11 protein-coding genes are annotated in these 22,238 nt (G+C 35.0%); 9 read left to right on the top strand and 2 right to left on the bottom strand.

Features of this window, described 5'->3' with window-relative positions; translation table 11 throughout:
• The first annotated feature begins 39 nt into the window (after window positions 1–39).
• The 5 genes from rplL (at window position 40) to NCC77_RS00210 (ending at window position 10,468) form a co-directional block, all read left to right on the top strand.
• Window positions 40–411, top strand: coding sequence for a 50S ribosomal protein L7/L12 (rplL, locus tag NCC77_RS00230; RefSeq protein ID WP_008466917.1), 372 nt, complete (start codon window positions 40–42; stop codon window positions 409–411).
• A gap of 265 nt (window positions 412–676) precedes the next feature.
• Window positions 677–4,489: a DNA-directed RNA polymerase subunit beta gene (gene rpoB / locus NCC77_RS00225; protein ID WP_248729635.1), complete on the top strand. Its 3,813-nt coding sequence runs from the start codon at window positions 677–679 to the stop codon at window positions 4,487–4,489.
• A 282-nt stretch (window positions 4,490–4,771) separates the two neighbouring features.
• Complete coding sequence (gene rpoC / locus NCC77_RS00220; RefSeq protein WP_250833872.1) at window positions 4,772–9,082, top strand: DNA-directed RNA polymerase subunit beta'; 4,311 nt, start codon at window positions 4,772–4,774, stop codon at window positions 9,080–9,082.
• Window positions 9,083–9,092: 10 nt separating this feature from the next.
• Entirely contained in the window at window positions 9,093–9,404 is a 312-nt protein-coding gene (locus NCC77_RS00215) for a DUF3467 domain-containing protein (protein ID WP_055094614.1), read from the top strand.
• A 323-nt stretch (window positions 9,405–9,727) separates the two neighbouring features.
• Complete coding sequence (locus tag NCC77_RS00210) at window positions 9,728–10,468, top strand: hypothetical protein (protein ID WP_250833871.1); 741 nt, start codon at window positions 9,728–9,730, stop codon at window positions 10,466–10,468.
• A gap of 88 nt (window positions 10,469–10,556) precedes the next feature.
• Here the strand turns inward: NCC77_RS00210 and NCC77_RS00205 are convergent, their stop codons facing one another.
• The gene (locus tag NCC77_RS00205; RefSeq protein ID WP_160781177.1) at window positions 10,557–12,149 is read right to left on the bottom strand and encodes a peptide chain release factor 3; all 1,593 of its coding nucleotides are present in this window, start codon (window positions 12,147–12,149) and stop codon (window positions 10,557–10,559) included.
• Between the two features lie 150 nt (window positions 12,150–12,299).
• The gene (locus NCC77_RS00200; protein WP_250833870.1) at window positions 12,300–13,742 is read right to left on the bottom strand and encodes an alpha-amylase; all 1,443 of its coding nucleotides are present in this window, start codon (window positions 13,740–13,742) and stop codon (window positions 12,300–12,302) included.
• 488 nt (window positions 13,743–14,230) lie between these two features.
• Between NCC77_RS00200 and NCC77_RS00195 the strand changes: the two genes are divergently transcribed.
• From NCC77_RS00195 to NCC77_RS00180, 4 genes are all read left to right on the top strand, one after another.
• Window positions 14,231–15,661: a peptidylprolyl isomerase gene (locus NCC77_RS00195; RefSeq protein ID WP_250833869.1), complete on the top strand. Its 1,431-nt coding sequence runs from the start codon at window positions 14,231–14,233 to the stop codon at window positions 15,659–15,661.
• A 78-nt stretch (window positions 15,662–15,739) separates the two neighbouring features.
• Window positions 15,740–16,693 carry an AAA family ATPase gene (locus NCC77_RS00190; protein WP_095928768.1) on the top strand — a complete coding sequence of 318 codons (954 nt, stop codon included), beginning with the start codon at window positions 15,740–15,742 and terminating at the stop codon, window positions 16,691–16,693.
• 377 nt (window positions 16,694–17,070) lie between these two features.
• Window positions 17,071–19,842: a bifunctional aconitate hydratase 2/2-methylisocitrate dehydratase gene (locus NCC77_RS00185; RefSeq protein WP_250833868.1), complete on the top strand. Its 2,772-nt coding sequence runs from the start codon at window positions 17,071–17,073 to the stop codon at window positions 19,840–19,842.
• A gap of 123 nt (window positions 19,843–19,965) precedes the next feature.
• Window positions 19,966–22,230 carry an aconitate hydratase gene (locus tag NCC77_RS00180; protein WP_250833867.1) on the top strand — a complete coding sequence of 755 codons (2,265 nt, stop codon included), beginning with the start codon at window positions 19,966–19,968 and terminating at the stop codon, window positions 22,228–22,230.
• Window positions 22,231–22,238: the final 8 nt, after the last annotated feature.

Here is a 22,238-nt window from a genome sequence, read left to right as displayed (position 1 = left end):
TTATATTTTTTACACAAATCATTTTAAACGATAGAAAAAATGGCAGATTTGAAACAATTCGCAGAACAATTAGTTAACTTAACAGTTAAAGAAGTTAACGAATTAGCAACAATATTAAAAGATGAGTACGGAATCGAGCCTGCTGCTGCTGCTGTAGTAGTTGCTGCTGGAGGTGGAGACGGTGCTGCTGAAGAAGCACAAACTGAATTTACAGTTGTATTAAAAGATGCAGGAGCTTCTAAATTAGCTGTTGTAAAATTAGTTAAAGAATTAACTGGTTTAGGTCTTAAAGAAGCTAAAGATGTAGTTGACGGTGCACCAAGCAACGTTAAAGAAGGTGTTTCTAAAGAAGAGGCTGAAGGTCTTAAAAAATCTTTAGAAGAGGCTGGAGCTACTGTTGAGCTTAAATAATTAAACTCAGTTTAAGAACTAGGTTTAGGTCTTGAGTTAACACTCAAAGGCCTAAACCATTTTTCGTATAATAAAATATTATAAATTTTATTATCCCATAGTTTAAAATACGAAAAAGTTTTTGATCAATACGAAGAAAGAAAATCGAACTTGTTTTTATTGTTTTATTTTTAAAGATGTATTGATTATAATAAGAAAGTATAGATTAAACAGTGTATTTACACAAACAAAAATTACTTTTTTTTAATCAAAATTTTGTCCATTGATGATAACAAATCAGACTGAAAGATTGAATTTTGCCTCTACAAAAAATATCCCTGATTATCCAGATTTCTTAGATGTTCAGGTTAAATCTTTTAAAGATTTCTTTCAATTAGAAACGAAATCTGACGAAAGAGGCAACGAAGGGTTATACAATACCTTCATGGAAAACTTCCCAATTACAGATACAAGAAATAACTTTGTATTGGAATTCCTAGATTATTTTGTTGATCCTCCACGTTATACAATTCAAGAATGTATAGAGAGAGGTCTTACTTATAGTGTGCCTTTAAAAGCTAGGTTAAAACTATATTGTACAGATCCAGAACACGAAGATTTTGAAACTATTGTACAAGATGTTTATCTTGGAACAATTCCTTACATGACTCCTAGTGGTACTTTTGTTATTAATGGTGCCGAGCGTGTTGTAGTATCTCAATTACACCGTTCTCCAGGGGTTTTCTTTGGACAGTCATTCCACGCAAATGGAACTAAACTTTATTCTGCGAGAGTAATTCCTTTTAAAGGATCTTGGATAGAATTCTCTACTGATATTAACAGCGTAATGTACGCATATATCGATAGAAAGAAAAAATTACCTGTAACAACTTTATTCCGTGCTATCGGTTTCGAAAGAGATAAGGATATCCTTGAAATTTTCGACTTAGCAGAAGAAATTAAAGTTTCTAAAACAGGAATTAAGAAATATATTGGAAGAAGACTTGCTGCGCGTGTTTTGAATACATGGCACGAGGATTTCGTAGATGAGGATACTGGCGAGGTAGTTTCTATCGAGCGTAACGAAATCATCCTTGATCGTGATACTATTATCGACAAAGATAATGTTGAAGAGATCATCGATTCTAACGTAAAATCTATTTTGTTGCACAAAGAGGATAATAACCAAGCAGATTATGCTATTATCCACAATACGTTACAAAAAGATCCAACAAACTCTGAAAAAGAAGCTGTAGAGCACATTTACCGTCAGTTGCGTAACGCTGAACCGCCTGATGAGGAAACTGCTCGTGGTATTATAGATAAATTGTTCTTCTCTGATCAACGTTATAACTTAGGTGAAGTTGGTCGTTACAGAATGAACAAAAAATTAGATTTAGATATCCCTATGGATAAGCAAGTGCTTACTAAAGAGGATATCATTACAATCGTTAAATATTTGATCGAATTGATTAACTCTAAAGCAGAGATTGATGATATTGATCACTTATCAAACCGTCGTGTTAGAACAGTTGGTGAACAATTGTCTCAACAATTCGGTGTTGGTTTAGCACGTATGGCTAGAACTATTCGTGAGAGAATGAACGTTAGAGATAACGAGGTGTTTACACCAATTGATTTGATCAATGCTAAAACATTATCATCAGTTATCAACTCTTTCTTTGGTACTAACCAGTTATCTCAATTTATGGACCAAACGAATCCATTAGCTGAGATTACACACAAAAGAAGACTTTCTGCACTTGGGCCAGGTGGACTTTCGAGAGAGAGAGCTGGTTTCGAGGTTCGTGACGTTCACTATACGCACTATGGTCGTTTATGTCCGATTGAAACTCCTGAGGGACCAAACATTGGTTTGATTTCATCTCTTGGTGTTTATGCAAAAGTAAACGGAATGGGATTCATCGAAACTCCATACCGTAAAGTTACAGATGGTGTTGTTGATTTAGAAAGCGCACCAATCTATTTAAGTGCTGAAGAAGAAGAAGGTAAAATGATTGCTCAGGCAAACATTGAAATGGATGCTTCTGGTAAAATTACAGCTAGTAATGTTATTGCTCGTGAAGAGGGTGACTTCCCAGTTGTTGAACCAAGTTCAGTACATTATACAGACGTTGCTCCTAACCAGATCGCTTCGATTTCTGCATCTTTGATTCCTTTCTTGGAGCATGATGATGCGAACCGTGCGTTGATGGGATCAAACATGATGCGTCAGGCAGTTCCTTTGATCCGTCCTGAAGCACCGATTGTTGGTACAGGTTTAGAGCGTCAGGTAGCTTCAGATTCAAGAGTATTAATCAATGCTGAAGGGCATGGTACTGTTGAATACGTAGATGCTAACATCATAACTATTAAATATGATCGTACAGAAGACGAGAGAATGGTTAGTTTTGATGCTGATGAGAAAACGTACAACTTAATTAAATTTAGAAAAACCAATCAAGGTACAAGTATCAACTTGAAGCCTATCGTAAGAAGAGGTGATAGAGTTGTTCCTGGACAAGTATTGTCTGAAGGATACGCTACTCAAAATGGAGAATTAGCTTTAGGTAGAAACTTAAAAGTTGCGTTCATGCCATGGAAAGGGTACAACTTCGAGGATGCGATTGTAATTTCTGAAAAAGTAGTTCGCGATGATATTTTTACATCTATCCACGTTGATGATTATTCATTAGAGGTTAGAGATACTAAGTTAGGAAATGAAGAGTTAACAAACGATATTCCTAACGTTTCTGAAGAGGCTACTAAAGATTTAGATGAAAACGGTATGATCAGAATTGGAGCAGAGGTTAAACCTGGCGACATTTTGATCGGAAAAATTACACCAAAAGGAGAGTCAGATCCTACTCCAGAGGAGAAATTGCTTCGTGCAATCTTCGGGGATAAAGCGGGTGATGTGAAAGATGCTTCATTAAAAGCTTCTCCATCTTTACATGGTGTAGTTCTTGACAAAAAATTATTTGCAAGAGCCGTAAAAGATAAACGTAAACGTACTCAAGATAAAGATGCTTTAGGCGCTTTAGAAATGGAATTCGAAACTAAATTTGTTGAATTAAAAGACAGATTAGTTGAGAAATTATTCTTAATCGTTAACGGAAAAACATCTCAAGGTGTAATGAATGATTTGGGTGAAGAAGTTTTACCAAAAGGTAAAAAATATACTCAAAAAATGCTTTACGCAGTAGAAGATTTTGCTCACTTAAGCAAAGGTCAGTGGGTTGCTGATGATGCTACAAATAAAATGGTTAATGATTTAATTCATAATTATAAAATTAAGCTAAACGACTTACAAGGAGCTTTAAGAAGAGAGAAATTTACTATTACGGTTGGGGATGAATTACCATCTGGAATCTTGAAATTGGCTAAAATCTATATCGCTAAAAAACGTAAGTTAAAAGTTGGTGATAAAATGGCGGGACGTCACGGTAACAAAGGTATTGTTGCTAGAATCGTTCGTCACGAAGATATGCCTTTCTTAGAAGACGGAACACCAGTAGATATCGTATTGAATCCACTTGGGGTACCTTCACGTATGAACATTGGTCAGATTTATGAGACTGTTCTTGGATGGGCTGGTATGAACTTGGGTAGAAAATTTGCTACTCCAATTTTCGACGGTGCTTCTCTTGACGAGATCAACGCTTTGACTGATGAGGCTAACGTACCACGTTTCGGGCATACATATCTTTATGATGGTGGAACTGGAGAGCGTTTTGCACAAAAAGCAACTGTGGGTGTAATTTACATGCTTAAATTAGGACACATGGTTGATGATAAGATGCACGCACGTTCTATCGGACCATACTCATTGATTACGCAACAGCCACTTGGAGGTAAGGCTCAATTTGGAGGTCAGCGTTTTGGAGAGATGGAGGTTTGGGCACTTGAGGCTTATGGAGCTTCTAGTACTTTACGTGAAATCTTAACTGTTAAGTCTGATGACGTTATTGGTAGAGCTAAAACTTACGAAGCTATCGTTAAGGGTGAAACTATGCCAGAACCAGGTTTACCAGAATCATTCAATGTATTAATGCACGAATTGAAAGGTCTAGGATTAGATCTTCGTTTGGAAGAATAAATAAAAAGTTTTCAGTTACAGTCTCAGTATTCAGTTTAGCGCTGAACACTGGGACTGGGACTGTTTACTAAATGTTAGAAGTTTTTAAAGATTTATACCCGTAACCCGTTCCGATTTTTTATAACAATGCCAGGCATTTTATAACTAGCGCTTCAAATAAGAATTTGAGGTTTAGAGAAGTAACCCGAGGTAGTAGCTGAATGATTAACTCTTATCTTTTTAAGAGTAGATTATAAATCTAAATTCAATTTTTTAATTGCAAATAAATCAATAGTAAAAACTATGATGAATAACAGAAACAATAATAAAGATAAGAATCCAGTAAAAAGATTTAACAAAATTTCTATTGGATTGGCTTCACCAGAATCTATCTTGAAAGAATCAAGAGGAGAGGTTTTAAAGCCAGAAACAATTAACTATAGAACTCACAAACCAGAGCGTGACGGACTTTTCTGCGAAAGAATCTTCGGACCAGTAAAAGATTTCGAATGTGCTTGTGGTAAGTATAAAAGAATTCGTTACAAAGGTATCATCTGTGACCGTTGTGGTGTTGAAGTTACTGAGAAAAAAGTACGTCGTGATAGAGTAGGACACATCAACCTTGTTGTGCCAATTGCTCACATCTGGTACTTCCGTTCTCTTCCAAACAAAATTGGTTATATCCTTGGTCTTCCATCTAAGAAATTAGATATGATCATTTACTACGAAAGATACGTAGTAATCCAAGCTGGTATTGCTAAAAATGCAGATGGAGAATCATTACAAAGATTAGATTTCTTAACTGAAGAAGAATACCTAAATATTTTAGATACTCTTCCGCAAGAAAACCAATATTTAGATGATTTAGATCCAAATAAGTTTGTTGCCAAAATGGGAGCAGAGTGTATTATGGATTTATTAGCTCGTATTGACTTAGATGCTTTATCTTATGAATTAAGACACAGCGCTAACAATGAAACGTCTAAACAAAGAAAAACTGAAGCTTTAAAAAGATTACAAGTTGTTGAATCTTTCCGTGAGTCTAACGAAAACCGCGAAAACCGTCCAGAATGGATGATTATGAAAGTGGTTCCAGTTATCCCACCAGAATTACGTCCGCTTGTACCACTTGATGGAGGTCGTTTTGCAACTTCAGATTTGAACGATTTATATCGTCGTGTAATCATCCGTAACAACCGTTTGAAAAGATTAATGGAGATTAAAGCTCCAGAAGTTATCTTAAGAAACGAAAAACGTATGTTGCAAGAGTCTGTAGATTCATTATTCGATAACACACGTAAAGCTTCTGCTGTTAAAACAGAATCTAACAGACCATTAAAATCATTATCTGACTCGTTAAAAGGTAAACAAGGACGTTTCCGTCAAAACCTTTTAGGAAAACGTGTGGATTATTCTGCTCGTTCGGTAATTGTCGTTGGTCCAGAGTTAAAATTATATGAGTGTGGATTGCCAAAAGATATGGCTTCTGAATTATACAAACCATTCGTTATCCGTAAATTGATCGAAAGAGGTATTGTAAAAACAGTAAAATCTGCTAAGAAAATCATTGATAAGAAAGAGCCTGTAGTTTGGGATATCCTTGAAAACGTAATTAAAGGACACCCAGTATTACTTAACCGTGCTCCTACTTTGCACAGACTTGGTATTCAGGCTTTCCAGCCAAAATTAATTGAAGGAAAAGCGATCCAGTTACACCCATTAGTATGTACGGCATTCAACGCCGATTTCGATGGTGACCAGATGGCGGTTCACTTACCATTAGGGCCAGAGGCTATTTTAGAAGCTCAGTTATTAATGTTGGCTTCTCATAATATCTTGAACCCTGCAAATGGTGCACCAATTACGGTACCTTCTCAGGACATGGTCTTAGGTCTATACTATATGACCAAAGAGCGTATTTCTACAGAAGACCACAAAATTATTGGTCAGGATTTAACATTCTATTCTGCTGAGGAAGTAAACATTGCATTAAACGAAGGAAGATTAGAATTGAATGCTCGTGTAAAAATTAGAGCAAAAGATTTTAATGACGCTGGAGAATTAGTGTATCAAATTATTCAAACAACTGCAGGACGTGTATTATTTAACGAAGTAGTACCTGAAGCAGCTGGATATATCAACGACGTATTGACTAAGAAAAACCTTAGAGATATTATCGGACACATTTTAAGTGTGACTGATGTACCTACAACGGCAGCTTTCTTGGATAATATGAAAGATATGGGTTATAAATTTGCATTTAGAGGAGGTTTATCATTCTCTTTAGGTGATATTAGAATTCCAGAACAAAAAACGAAGTTAATTGCAGATGCTAGAGAGCAAGTTGAAGGTATCTCAACTAACTATAACATGGGGCTTATTACAAATAACGAGCGTTACAACCAAGTTATTGACGTATGGACTTCAGCAAATGCTCAGTTAACAGAGTTAGCAATGAAAAATATTAGAGAAGACCAACAAGGTTTCAACTCTGTATATATGATGCTTGACTCTGGGGCGAGGGGTTCTAAGGAACAGATTCGTCAGTTAACTGGTATGCGTGGTTTGATGGCTAAGCCTAAAAAATCTACTGCTGGTGGTGGTGAGATTATTGAAAACCCGATTCTTTCTAACTTTAAGGAAGGTCTTTCGATCCTTGAGTACTTTATTTCTACTCACGGTGCTCGTAAAGGTCTTGCGGATACGGCTCTTAAAACGGCCGATGCTGGTTACTTAACAAGAAGGCTTCATGACGTTTCTCAAGATGTTATTGTTAACATCGAAGATTGTGGAACTTTAAGAGGTGTTGAAGTTGCTGCATTGAAGAAAAATGAGGAAATCGTTGAATCTTTAGGAGAAAGAATTTTAGGACGTGTTGCATTGCAAGACGTTATTAATCCTCTTACTAATGAAGTAATGGTTAAATCTGGAGAGCAAATTACTGAAGCAATTATGAGAACTATTGAAGCTTCTCCAATTGAAAAAGTAGAGGTTAGATCTCCATTAACTTGTGAAGCTTTAAAAGGTATTTGTGCTAAATGTTACGGTAGAAACTTAGCTACTGGTAAAATGACACAAAGAGGTGAAGCTGTCGGAGTTATTGCAGCTCAGTCTATTGGAGAGCCAGGTACACAGTTGACACTTCGTACGTTCCACGTTGGAGGGGTTGCTGGAGGTATCTCTGAAGAGTCTAGTATTGTTACAAGATTCGCAGGTAGACTTGAAATTGAAGATTTAAAAACAGTTAAAGGAGAAGACGGAGAAGGTAACTCTGTTGATATCGTAGTTTCACGTTCAACTGAATTAAAATTAGTTGACGAGAAAACAGGAATTGTTTTAAACACGCATAACATTCCTTACGGTTCTAGTATCTTTGTTGGAGATGGAGAAACTGTAGCTAAAGGAACTGTAATCTGTAAATGGGATCCATATAACGGTGTAATTGTTTCTGAGTTTACTGGTAAGATTGCTTACGAAGATTTAGAGCAAGGACAATCGTTCATGGTTGAGATCGATGAGCAGACTGGTTTCCAAGAAAAAGTAATTTCTGAAGCTAGAAACAAAAAATTAATCCCAACTTTATTAGTGTATGGTAAAGAAGGTGAATTGATTCGTTCTTACAACTTACCAGTAGGTGCACACTTAATGGTTGAAAACGGTGAGAAAATTAAAGCAGGTAAAGTATTAGTAAAAATCCCACGTCGTTCTTCTAAAGCGGGCGATATCACGGGAGGTTTACCAAGAATTACTGAGCTTCTTGAGGCTCGTAACCCTTCTAACCCAGCAGTTGTATCTGAAATTGATGGTGTTGTTTCTTTTGGAAAAATCAAAAGAGGTAACCGTGAGATCGTTATCGAATCTAAATTTGGTGAGATTAAAAAGTATTTAGTTAAACTTTCTAGCCAAATCTTAGTACAAGAGAATGACTTCGTAAGAGCGGGAGTTCCATTGTCTGATGGTGCGATTACACCAGATGATATCTTAAGAATTCAAGGTCCAGCTGCTGTACAACAGTACTTGGTAAATGAAATTCAAGAGGTTTACCGTTTACAAGGGGTAAAAATTAATGACAAGCACTTTGAGGTAGTTATTCGTCAAATGATGCGTAAAGTAAGAGTTCAGGATCCAGGTGATACTTTATTCTTAGAAGACCAATTAATCCATACTAAAGATTTCATCGTTCAAAACGATAAATTGTACGGTATGAAAGTGGTTGAAGATGCTGGAGATTCTTCAGTATTGAAACCAGGTCAGATCATTACACCTCGTGAATTACGTGATGAAAATTCATTATTGAAACGTACAGATAAAAATCTTGTTGTAGCAAGAGATGTAATCACTGCAACTGCAACGCCAGTTCTTCAAGGTATTACGAGAGCTTCGTTACAAACTAAATCATTCATTTCTGCGGCTTCATTCCAGGAGACAACGAAAGTACTTAACGAAGCTGCAGTAGCTGGTAAAGTAGATGACTTAGAAGGATTAAAAGAAAATGTAATTGTTGGACACAGAATTCCTGCGGGAACTGGTATGAGAGAGTACGATAACACTATCGTAGGATCTAAAGACGATTACAACGAAATGATGGCAAATAAAGAAGAATACATTTATTAATTAGGAAACTATGAGTAATCCGAAACAACAACAAGAGCAAATTAATATTGAGTTGGACGAAACTATTGCAGAAGGAATTTATTCTAATCTTGCAATTATCAATCACTCATCATCTGAGTTTGTTTTAGATTTTGTGAGTATTATGCCAGGTATTCCTAAAGCCAAGGTAAAATCAAGAATTGTCTTGACACCACAACATGCTAAAAGATTATTAAAAGCAATAGGTGAAAATATCCATAGATTTGAAGCAGCTCATGGCGAAATCAAAGAAACGGAACAAGCGCCAATTCCGCTTAATTTTGGTCCAACTGGACAAGCATAAACTTTAAAAGCCCCTTTTTTAAGGGGCTTTTTTTATGGCTTTTGAGTTAAAATGCAGTTTGTCGGATTTAATTTACTTTAGTCGGGTAATTTTCTTTTCAAGAAAGTATTTATTTAACTTGCTATTGCCTAAAAAAGATTAAATTTTGAAATATAATGACTTAGTAAAGGTTGATTAATTCAAATTATAAAAAAGCGCTGATTTCATTAGCGCTTTTTTTTATGCCAAATATTTTTTTATTCTTTTCCCAACCTTTTATTCAAAAACATACTCTATATAAGTATAATAATCCTTTCGTGATTTTTAACTTAAATAATTACAGTATGAAAAAGAAATTCACCTTAGAAATAGCAAGTCCATGTTCTGAAAATTTTGATAAAATGATTCCAAATTCAAATGGTTCATTTTGTAATTCTTGTATGAAAAATGTAATTGATTTGAGTAGAAAAACCAACTCTGAGGTAGCTAAATTCATTTCAGAAAACAAAGGCAAAAGCATTTGCGCCAGATTAAAAGTTTCTCAACTAGAAGAAGAATTTCAATATGATGAAACGTCAAGAATAAGTAATTTTAAATATGCTGCAGTAGCCGCCACTATTTTACTTGCTTCAAATAACGTTGTTGGACAGGAAAAACAAATTATAGAAACAGAGGCAAATTGTCCGGAACCAGCTTATTACGCTCAAGGTAAAGTTGCATATAATCAAACTGTAGATAAAGAGGTTTTGATAATAATTAAAGGCAAGTTAATTGAAGCTAAGTCTAAAAGACCATTTAGGGGAGATGCGTATTCTAACTTATCACTTTCTGTTAACAATTCTGGAAACGCAGTGAAAATAAATGCAAAAACTGGGGAATTTTCTATAACAACAGAAGTTTCAAAAGACAGCAAAACGCTTATGGTTACGATAAGTGGAAATGACTACTATCTTGCCAAACAAATCCCTTTTAACATAAAATCGGTTAAGGGAAATATATTGCAACAAAATATGATTATTGCTTCAGAAGAACTTACTAAAATTTATATTGCTGGTGGATTAGGAATTAATTATACAGGACAATAATTAAATTTGCATATTGTGGGGAATGTAAATAAAAGGCCTGTCTAGTAAATTAGACAGGCCTTTTATGTTTTTTTTCTTTCAAAAGAAATTAATCGAATTCTGATGTGAAATACAATTTAACACTAGGATATTTACTTTGTGTCATTTGAATAGTGAAATCAGAATCAGCTAAAAATACCAATTGACCATATTTATCATGAGCAAGGAATTTTTGTTTGATACGTTTAAATTCTTTGAATTCTTCGTTTTTAGCATCATCCGGTTTTACCCAGCACGCTTTATGAACAGGGAAGTTCTCGTAAGTACATTTAGCGCCATATTCGTGCTCTAAACGATATTGAATTACCTCATACTGAAGCGCTCCAACAGTTCCGATAACTTTACGATTATTCATCTCTAAAGTAAACAACTGCGCTACACCTTCATCCATTAACTGATCTACACCTTTTTCTAATTGCTTAGCTTTCATCGGATCGGCGTTGTTAATGTATCTAAAGTGCTCTGGAGAGAAACTTGGAATTCCTTTAAAGCTCATTATTTCTCCTTCTGTTAAAGTATCTCCAATTTTAAAGTTTCCAGTATCGTGTAAACCAACAATATCACCAGGATAAGAAATGTCTACAATTTCTTTTTTCTCAGCAAAAAAGGCATTCGGACTTGAAAATTTCAAGTTTTTCTTCTGACGAACGTGGTAATAAGGCTTATTTCTTTCGAAAGTTCCAGAAACAATTTTGATAAAGGCTAAACGGTCGCGATGTTTTGGATCCATATTGGCGTGGATTTTAAAAACAAATCCAGTCATTTTCTCCTCTGTAGGTTCAACTGTACGAGTCTCAGAATCTTTAGCTCTTGGAGATGGTGCAATTGTAATGAAACAATCTAATAATTCACGAACACCAAAGTTATTCAAAGCAGAACCAAAGAATACAGGTTGAATTTTTCCATCCAAATAATCTTGACGTTCAAATTTTGGATATACTTCGTCAATTAATTCTAATTCTTCGCGAAGTTTATTAGCTGCTTTTTCACCCACAATTTTATCTAATTCTGGATTATTCTGTACATCAGAAAAAGCAATTGTTTCTTCGATATTTTTACGACTGTCTCCGCTGAAAAGGTTAATATTTTCTTCCCATAAATTATAAATTCCTTGGAAATCGTAACCCATTCCGATTGGGAAACTTAGCGGTGTAACTTTCAAACCTAATTTTTGTTCTACTTCATCCATTAGATCGAAAGCATCTTTACCTTCACGGTCTAATTTGTTGATGAAAACAATCATAGGAATATTACGCATTCTACAAACAGCAACTAATTTTTCTGTTTGTTCCTCAACCCCTTTAGCAACGTCAATTACAACAATTACGCTGTCTACGGCAGTTAAAGTTCTAAATGTATCTTCAGCAAAATCCTTGTGTCCAGGAGTATCAAGGATATTGATTTTTTTATCTTTATAATTAAAAGCAAGCACAGAAGTCGAAACCGAGATACCTCTTTGGCGTTCGATTTCCATAAAGTCACTCGTTGCTCCTTTTTTAATTTTGTTATTCTTTACAGCTCCTGCTTCTTGAATTGCACCTCCAAATAAAAGTAATTTCTCTGTTAATGTCGTTTTACCGGCATCGGGATGCGATATAATTCCAAATGTTCTTCTGCGTTGTATTTCTTTTAAAAAGCTCATATTTCGTATAAATAGGTTGCAAAAGTACTATTAAATTACGGCTTTATAAAAATATTCAGTTCCTAAATTTGGTAGTCTTTACTTCTAACGGGATTTTTAAACAAAAAAATAAGGCTTTTTTGCAACAGCCTTAAATAGTCATTTTTAAAATTACTGATTAATTGACCAAATTGAATATCCTTTTGGAGGACATTGTATTTTTACCCATTTGTCTGCCTGAGTAGTTGGGTACCAAGTTGAGTTTCCTGTAAAATCTTTAATTTGAGTATTAGCCCAATTGGTCTGAATCCATCTTTCTTGCCAAACGTCAGAGTTATTAATGTAAACTACCAATCCTGGATTTCCGTTATATCCATTTCTTCGTGCAACATATTCGTCATTATCAGAATATAAAATAGAAGTTGTTCCTGTTGCTTTGTTGTTATGGATCCAGATTAGATTATTTAATTTGTTTTTATCTAGCCATTCTTCATAATCTCTATAAAAAATAGTTGGATAACCTTCGTGAGTTAATATATAGGAGTACGCAAGCATTTTGCTCCAAATTTCATCTGTATCATGATTGGTTACAAAAGTCACAGCTTTGTATGGATTACGTTTCCACATCATATCATCATTCAAAAGAGCAAGATTATTTCCGTCAAAAGCGTCATTCATTTTGTAGTAACAAGCAAAGTCAAAAACAGAGCTATTTGCTGCGTTTGCCCAGTCATTTAATACATTTACATTTGAATCCCATAATTCTCCAACAGAAAATCCGCCTACATTAGCATTCCAAGCATTTACAACCCAAGCACCGAATCCTTTTACATAGTCGAATCTCCAGCCATCAAATTTCATGGTATTTTTATAGTATTTACCAACTCCATCAGCTCTAATCCACAACCAATCTTTTACATAAGGATCGGCATGGCATAAGTCAGGAAATCCTCCAAACGAGCCTTCGTCATTATTGCCATAGCTGTTTTTGTAAAAATTAGCATAAGTACGTTTGAACTTTCCAGACGCGATTCCATTAAAATTAGTCCAAGTATTTGTTCCAGTAAAAGGATTCGCTTCAGATTGTCCGCCACTGTTATGGTTAATGACAATATCCGCATAAACCTTTATGTTTTCTGCATGTGCAGCTGTAATCAAATTTACTAATTCGGTTTTTGATCCGAATCTTGTTTCCGTTGTTCCATTCTGGTTATAGTCGCCAAAATCAAAATAATCTGTTGGGTCATATCCCATAGAAAATGCTCCATTTTGTGCTTTTGAAGCAGGTGGAAGCCAAATTGAGCCAATTCCAGCATTTCCCCAAGCCGTTACTTTACTGCTTACTGTATTCCACCAATTTCCTCCAGCGGGCACATCCCAATAGAAAGCTTGCATCATAACACCTCCGCCAGGATTATCAACATATTTTCCTGTTGAAGAATTGCCTGAAGCTCCTGTACTGAAAGGTTTGCCATCGTGATGCGTAACATCAATGATTTTAAATTTTTGACTTTCAGTTTTTGCATCCGATTGGTTGATTTCATTTTCAGAACACGAATACAGAAGTGCGCTAAATGCCGTAATAAGGCATAATTTTAAAATAGGTTTTTTCATAATAGATGTGGTTAAGTTAAATAGTAAGCTTTGTAATTGTTTAATTATTAGGTTTAAAAATGTATATATTGCTATTTTTTCGTCCTTTAAATTGTTAATTACGCATCTAAAGTAAATTTTTTTTGATTTAATTTTAATTTGTAAGAAAACAGTTTGTAACGAAAACGTTGTAGTGTTGAGAACTTTTTTTTTATGATGCTTATAATTAGTTATTTATTGATGTTTAAAACTAAATTTTGAGAGCAATTAGAAACTGTCTTTCATTGAATTAGAAAAACCGGAATACATGATTTCATACATTGAAAGAGAACTATCCTATAATTTTTTGTTAATACTATATCGGATAGTTGGATTATGTAATTGAATTGTTATTTTTGTTCGTTATAAGTTACGAAAGAACTATACTTTAATTATTTATGTTTGATGAACATACATAGTTTCAGAGGGATTATCTAAAACAGGCTTACATTCAAATAAAAATTAAAATAATGCTATTAAAAAAATTACAGCTAAAAACAATTGATTACAGGTTTGCACTAACAATTTGTTTTTTTCTTTTTTTTACTCCAATTATCTCAGCGCAAGAAATTATTCCTGATGTTGTGGCTCAAAAACCAATTGAAGTTCCTTCTGGTGGGAAATTGAAAATCGACGGAATTATTGCGACAGTAGGAGATTACATCGTTTTAGATTCTGATATCGATAAAGGATTTTTAGAAATTACTGCGCAAGGGGGATCTGTAAAAGATATTACAAGATGCCAGATGCTTGGTAAACTTTTAGAAGATAAATTATATGCTCACCAAGCAATTCAGGATAGTATTATTGTAAGTGATGCAGAGGTAAGAGGAATGATGGAAGATCGTCTTAATTACATGACGCAACAGGTAGGAGATATCAATAAAGTTGTTGAATATTATAAAAAAAGTTCTGTAGAAGAGTTCAAGACATATTTTGCTGATATCTTAAAGGAGCAAAAACTAGCATCAGAAATGAGAGATAAGATCGTTAAAGATGTTGAAATCACTCCAGAAGAAGTTCGTAATTTCTTTAAGAAAATCCCAAAAGATGAATTGCCAACTTTTGGAGCCGAAATGGAAGTAGCGCAGATTGTTGTTGAGCCTAAAATTTCTAAAGAAGACAAGCAAAAAGTTATCGATAGGTTAAATGCAATTCGACAAGACGTTTTAGAAGGTTCTAGTTTTGCAACAAAAGCAGTTTTATATTCTCAAGATCCAGGATCTGCACCAAACGGAGGATATTATAAAATGACAAGAAAAACTCCTTTTGTTAAAGAGTTTAAAGATGTTGCATTTAGTTTGCAAGCGGGTGAGATCTCTCAGCCATTTGAAACTACTTTTGGATACCATATTATTATGGTAGAAAAAATTAAAGGGCAAGAAGTAGAGCTTCGTCATATTTTGATTGCTCCAACTGTTTCTGAAGCAGCTTTAAAAGAAGCAAAAGAAAGAATTACAAATATTAGAAATAAAATCATCAATAAAGAATTGACTTTTGCTGAAGCGGCAAGAACAGAATCTGATGAAAAGGAAACTAGAGCAAACGGAGGAACATTGGTAAATCCAACCACACAAGATACTCGATTTGAGTTGACAAAAATGGATCCGACTTTATACAGCCAGGTTTCAAATTTAAAAGGAGATGAGATTTCTCAGCCACTTTTAAATACTGATGATAAAGGTAAAAAAACATATAAGTTAATTACAGTTACCAACAGAATTGAAGATCATACTGCAGATTATGCTAAAGATTATACTAAGATCAAAGAATTAGCATTAAAAGAAAAGCAGATTAATGCCATTGCAAAATGGTTTGATGCTAAAATTAAAGATACTTACATCAAAATTATCGGTGAGTATAAAGACTGTTCTTTTGCAAACAATTGGTTGAAAAAATAAGTTTTAATAAATAAATAAAAAGAGTTAGTTTTATGAATTCATAGAATTAACTCTTTTTAATTTTAAATACATTCATAAATGTCTGACGTAACAGCAATTCACAATTTAGTTCAAAAAAGAAATGAATTAAAAAAAGAAATAGCGAAAATCATTGTAGGGCAAGACGCCGTTGTAGATCAAATTTTACTTTGTATATTTTCTGGAGGACACGCACTTTTAATTGGAGTTCCTGGTTTAGCAAAAACCTTAATGATTAATACTTTGTCTCAGGCCTTAGGTCTGGATTTTAAAAGAATTCAGTTTACGCCAGATTTGATGCCTTCTGATATTTTAGGAAGTGAAATTTTAGATGAAAATAGGAACTTCAAATTCATTAAAGGTCCCATTTTTTCTAATATTATTTTGGCTGATGAGATAAACAGAACGCCACCAAAAACACAAGCAGCTTTGCTAGAAGCCATGCAAGAAAGATCGGTGACAATTGCAGGACAACATCATAAATTAGATTTGCCATATTTTGTTTTAGCGACTCAAAACCCTATTGAGCAAGAAGGTACTTATCCTTTGCCAGAAGCGCAATTAGACCGTTTTATGTTTGCTATTAAATTGGAATATCCAACTTTTGAAGAAGAAGTTCAAGTTGTAAAAAGAACAACTTCTGATGTTAAAACAGAAATTAATCCATTATTTACAGCTCAAGAAATTATCGATTTTCAGCACCTAATTCGCAGAATTCCTGTTGCAGATAATGTTATAGAATATGCGGTAACTCTAGTAAGCAAAACTCGTCCAGATAATAGTTTAACTAACGATTTTGTGAAAAACTATTTAGATTGGGGAGCAGGACCAAGGGCTTCGCAAAACTTAATTCTAGCAGCAAAAGCACATGCGGCTTTTAATGGGAAATTTTCACCAGATATTGAGGATGTTCAAGCCGTTGCGACGGGTATCTTGAGACACAGAATTATTAAAAACTATAAAGCTGATGCTGAAGGTATAACAGAAGAAGTTATTATTAAAAAATTAATGTAAAATTAAAATTTACATTTATAGAATCCTGATAATTTATTGTCAGGATTTTTTGTTTTTAGCAAGTCAAAAACTCTTCTCAAAAGACGTCTAAAATCCCAACTATAACGTTATAATTGCTTATTTAGAAAGATTCTTCATGAAAATAGAGGTAAAAACTTACTTGTTTTCTAACATCAAATTTCGACTTTGTTAAAGAAAAGATCTTTAAATGTTAATAATTCATTATTTTGATGTAAAATTGAGTTTTTGTCAAAAACAAGCAGTCAAAATCGTTTTTTAGCAATAATAATTTTTGAAAAGGCTTGTTCTATTAAATTTTTTTTAATTATCGCCTTTAATGCTTAAATTTGCCTCAAAAAAATAAATCCGCTTTTATTATGAATATTTATCAGGATTACATTCAAGAAATTGAAGAAAGAAAAAATCTAGGGTTACACCCTAAACCAATTGATGGAGCTGAATTATTAAGCGAAATCATTTCCCAAATTAAAGATGCAGATAACGCCAATCGCGAAGACTCTCTTAAGTTTTTTATTTACAATACATTACCAGGTACTACAAGTGCTGCAGGTGAAAAAGCAAAGTTTTTAAAAGAAATTATTCTTGGTCAATCGGTAGTAAAAGAAATCACTCCAGCTTTTGCTTTTGAGTTGCTTTCACACATGAAAGGTGGGCCGTCAATTGAAGTATTGCTTGACTTGGCTTTAGGTAATGATACTGCTATCGCAAAAGAAGCGGCAAAAGTATTGAAGACCCAAGTTTTCCTTTACGAAGCAGATACAGATCGTTTGGTAGAGGCATTCAAAAATGATAATGCAATTGCAAAAGAAATCCTTGAAAGTTATGCTCAAGCTGAGTTTTTTACAAAACTTCCAGAAGTAGCAGACGAAGTTAAAGTGGTTACTTTTATTGCTGGTGAAGGTGATATCTCTACAGATTTACTTTCTCCAGGAAATCAAGCCCACTCTCGTTCAGATCGTGAACTTCATGGTCAGTGCATGATTACTCCTCAGGCGCAACAAGAAATTAAAGCATTACAAGCACAGCACCCAGATAAAAGTGTAATGCTAATTGCTGAAAAAGGAACAATGGGAGTTGGTTCTTCTAGAATGTCAGGTGTAAACAACGTAGCACTTTGGACAGGAAAGCAAGCAAGTCCATATATTCCATTCGTTAATATCGCTCCAATTGTTGGAGGAACAAACGGAATTTCTCCAATTTTCTTAACAACAGTTGATGTTACTGGTGGTATTGGTTTAGACCTTAAAAACTGGGTAAAGAAAGTTGATGCAGAAGGTAACGTTATTCGTAATGAAAATGATGAGCCAATTTTAGAGCAAGCATATTCTGTTGCTACAGGAACGGTTCTTACTATAAATATTAAAGAGAAAAAACTTTATAATGGCGATCAGGAATTGATTGATGTTTCTAAAGCATTTACTCCTCAAAAAATGGAATTTATCAAAGCGGGTGGTTCTTATGCTATCGTATTTGGTAAAAAACTTCAAACATTGGCTGCGAAAGTTTTAAATGTTGAAGCACCTCTTGTTTACGCTCCATCAAAAGAGGTTTCTTATGAAGGACAAGGTCTTACTGCAGTAGAGAAAATCTTTAACAAAAATGCAGTTGGTATTGCGCCAGGTAAAGTATTACACGCTGGTTCTGACGTTCGTGTAGAAGTAAATATTGTAGGTTCTCAAGATACTACAGGTCTAATGACTGCTCAGGAATTAGAATCTATGGCTGCTACAGTAATTTCTCCAATTGTTGATGGTGCTTACCAATCTGGTTGTCACACTGCTTCGGTTTGGGATAAAAAAGCGCAAGCAAACATTCCTAAATTGATGAAATTCATGAACGATTTCGGTTTAATCACAGCTCGTGACCCGAAAGGAGTTTATCATTCAATGACAGATGTAATCCACAAAGTGCTTAATGATATTACTATTGATGAATGGGCTATCATCATTGGTGGTGACTCTCATACAAGAATGTCAAAAGGTGTTGCTTTTGGTGCTGACTCAGGAACTGTTGCTCTTGCATTGGCTACTGGAGAAGCTTCAATGCCAATTCCAGAGTCTGTAAAAGTTACTTTCAAAGGAGATATGAAAGGGTACATGGATTTCCGTGATGTGGTTCATGCTACTCAGGCGCAAATGCTTCACCAATTTGGAGGAGAAAATGTTTTCCAAGGAAGAATTATTGAGGTTCACATTGGAACATTAACTGCTGACCAAGCGTTTACGTTTACTGACTGGACTGCTGAAATGAAAGCAAAAGCGTCTATCTGTATTTCTGAAGATGATACTTTAATCGAATCATTGGAAATTGCTAAAGGCAGAATCCAAATCATGATCGACAAAGGAATGGATAACGAGAAACACGTTCTTCAAGGATTGATCAATAAAGCAGATAAGAGAATTGCTGAAATTAAATCTGCAGAGAAACCAGCTTTAACTCCAGATGCAAATGCTAAATATTATGCTGAAGTTGTAGTTGATTTGGATCAAATTGCTGAGCCAATGATCGCTGATCCAGATGTTAATAATAAAGACGTTTCTAAACGTTATACTCACGATACCATCAGACCATTATCTTTCTATGGTGGAGAGAAAAAAGTGGATCTTGGATTTATTGGTTCTTGTATGGTTCACAAAGGAGATATGAAAATCCTTGCACAGATGTTGAAAAACGTTGAAGCGCAAACAGGAAAAGTTGAATTTAATGCTCCTCTTGTAGTTGCTCCTCCTACTTACAATATCGTTGATGAGTTAAAAGCAGAAGGTGACTGGGAAGTTTTACAAAAATACTCAGGTTTCGAATTTGACGATAACGCTCCTAAAGGTGAAGCTCGTACAGAATACGAAAACATGTTATACTTAGAGCGTCCAGGATGTAACCTTTGTATGGGTAACCAAGAAAAAGCAGCTAAAGGAGATACAGTAATGGCGACATCTACTCGTTTATTCCAAGGAAGAGTTGTAGAAGATAAAGAAGGTAAAAAAGGAGAATCTTTACTTTCTTCTACTCCAGTTGTGGTTCTTTCTACAATCTTAGGTAGAACTCCAACAATGGAAGAATACACTGCTGCGGTAGATGGTATTAACTTAACTAAGTTCGCACCTTCTAACAAACAATTAGTTATGTAATCGAAAGATTATTTAATAATATCTTTAAAGCCCGAGTCGTAAAACTCGGGCTTTTTTAGTAATAATTGTTCTATTTTTTGTAACTTGTCATGTTCAAAAAAGAATAATAAAAACAAAAAATCTATGGCTTTTGATATCGAAATGATTAAAAAAGTGTACGAAAACATGCCAGGTCGCGTTGATAAAGCGCGCGAGATTGTTGGTCGTCCGCTTACTTTAACAGAGAAAATTTTATACAATCACCTTTGGGATGGAAATCCTAATAAGGCGTTTGGAAGAGGAATTGATTACGTTGATTTTGCACCCGATCGCGTAGCTTGTCAAGATGCAACTGCACAAATGGCATTATTACAGTTTATGCATGCTGGTAAATCTAAAGTGGCGGTTCCAACAACGGTTCACTGTGATCACCTAATTCAGGCAAAAGTAGATGCTGTAACCGATTTGGCAAGAGCAAAAACACAGAGTAATGAGGTTTTTGACTTCTTATCTTCTGTTTCTAATAAATACGGAATTGGTTTCTGGAAGCCAGGAGCTGGAATTATTCACCAAGTTGTACTTGAAAATTATGCATTTCCGGGCGGAATGATGATTGGTACCGATTCTCATACTGTAAATGCAGGTGGTTTAGGAATGGTCGCAATTGGTGTTGGTGGAGCAGATGCTGTAGATGTTATGTCTGGAATGGCTTGGGAACTTAAATTTCCTAAATTAATCGGAGTTAAATTAACTGGTAAATTATCGGGATGGACAGCTCCAAAAGATGTTATTCTTAAAGTTGCAGGTATTCTAACTGTAAAAGGTGGTACTGGAGCTATTGTAGAGTATTTTGGTGAAGGTGCAACAGCGATGTCTTGTACAGGTAAAGGAACAATTTGTAATATGGGAGCTGAGATTGGAGCTACAACCTCAACTTTTGGTTACGATGATTCAATGAGCCGTTACTTACGTTCGACAAATAGAGCAGAAGTGGCTGATGCTGCAGATAAAATTGCTTCTTACCTAACAGGAGATCCAGAAGTGTATGCAGATCCAGAAAAATATTTTGATCAAGTTATCGAAATAGACTTATCTACATTAGAACCGCATTTAAATGGTCCTTTTACTCCAGATTTAGCTACTCCAATTTCTAAAATGAAAGAAGAAGCGGTTAAAAATAATTGGCCATTACAAATTCAAGTTGGTTTGATTGGTTCTTGTACTAACTCTTCTTACGAAGATATTTCTCGTGCAGCTTCATTGGCAAGACAGGTTGCCGATAAAAATTTAAAAACAAAATCACAGTTTACAATTACTCCAGGTTCTGAGGTAGTTCGTTCTACAATCGAAAGAGATGGATTTATTGATACTTTCCATAAAATTGGGGCAACAGTTTTTGCAAATGCCTGCGGACCATGTATTGGTATGTGGGATAGAGAAGGAGCAGAAAAAGAAGAAAGAAACACCATTGTACACTCTTTCAATCGTAACTTCTCAAAACGTGCAGATGGTAATCCAAATACTTTGGCCTTTGTAGGATCGCCAGAATTGGTAACAGCTTTAGCTATTGCAGGTGATTTAAGTTTTAATCCATTGACAGATAAATTAATCAACGAAGATGGAGAAGAGGTAATGCTTGACGAGCCAACAGGAGACGAACTTCCTGCTAAAGGCTTCTATGCTGAAGATCCAGGTTTTCAAGCTCCCGCAGAAGATGGTTCAAGTGTTCAAGTAGTGGTTAATCCAGCTTCAGAGCGTTTACAATTATTAGCTCCATTTGATGCTTGGGACGGTAAAAATATTACTGGTGCTAAATTGTTAATTAAAGCATTCGGAAAATGTACTACAGACCACATTTCTATGGCTGGACCTTGGTTGCGTTTCCGTGGGCACTTAGATAATATTTCAAACAATATGTTGATTGGAGCGGTAAATGCTTACAATCAAAAAACAAACTCTGTTAAAAACCAATTGACTGGCGAATATGATGCTGTTCCTGCTGTAGCTCGTTCATACAAAGCGGCTGGAGTTCCATCTATCGTAGTTGGAGATCATAACTACGGAGAAGGTTCTTCTCGTGAGCATGCGGCTATGGAACCTCGTTTCTTAGGAGTTAAAGCGGTATTGGTGAAATCTTTCGCTCGTATTCACGAAACTAACCTTAAAAAACAAGGTCTTCTAGGATTGACATTTGCAAACGAAGCAGATTACGATAAAATCCAAGAAGATGATACCATTAATTTCTTAGATTTAACAGAATTTGCTCCGGGCAAACCATTAACATTAGAATTTGTTCATGCAGATGGTACAAAAGATATTATCTTGGCAAACCATACCTACAACGCAGGTCAAATTGGCTGGTTTGTTGCAGGTTCTGCATTAAATTTAATTGCAGCCGGAAAAGCTTAATATTTAAA

It is taken from the genome of Flavobacterium tyrosinilyticum (genome assembly GCF_023656565.1).
Taxonomy (GTDB): domain Bacteria; phylum Bacteroidota; class Bacteroidia; order Flavobacteriales; family Flavobacteriaceae; genus Flavobacterium; species Flavobacterium tyrosinilyticum.
The sequence above is the reverse complement of the archived record's forward strand: the minus strand, read 5'-3'. Positions and strand labels throughout refer to the sequence as shown.

Coding starts and splice junctions, on each gene's coding strand:
- rplL (WP_008466917.1), top strand. CDS start 40: ATGGCAGATTTGAAACAATTCGCAGAACAATTAGTTAACTTAACAGTT.
- rpoB (WP_248729635.1), top strand. CDS start 677: ATGATAACAAATCAGACTGAAAGATTGAATTTTGCCTCTACAAAAAAT.
- rpoC (WP_250833872.1), top strand. CDS start 4,772: ATGATGAATAACAGAAACAATAATAAAGATAAGAATCCAGTAAAAAGA.
- NCC77_RS00215 (WP_055094614.1), top strand. CDS start 9,093: ATGAGTAATCCGAAACAACAACAAGAGCAAATTAATATTGAGTTGGAC.
- NCC77_RS00210 (WP_250833871.1), top strand. CDS start 9,728: ATGAAAAAGAAATTCACCTTAGAAATAGCAAGTCCATGTTCTGAAAAT.
- NCC77_RS00205 (WP_160781177.1), bottom strand. CDS start 12,149: ATGAGCTTTTTAAAAGAAATACAACGCAGAAGAACATTTGGAATTATA.
- NCC77_RS00200 (WP_250833870.1), bottom strand. CDS start 13,742: ATGAAAAAACCTATTTTAAAATTATGCCTTATTACGGCATTTAGCGCA.
- NCC77_RS00195 (WP_250833869.1), top strand. CDS start 14,231: ATGCTATTAAAAAAATTACAGCTAAAAACAATTGATTACAGGTTTGCA.
- NCC77_RS00190 (WP_095928768.1), top strand. CDS start 15,740: ATGTCTGACGTAACAGCAATTCACAATTTAGTTCAAAAAAGAAATGAA.
- NCC77_RS00185 (WP_250833868.1), top strand. CDS start 17,071: ATGAATATTTATCAGGATTACATTCAAGAAATTGAAGAAAGAAAAAAT.
- NCC77_RS00180 (WP_250833867.1), top strand. CDS start 19,966: ATGGCTTTTGATATCGAAATGATTAAAAAAGTGTACGAAAACATGCCA.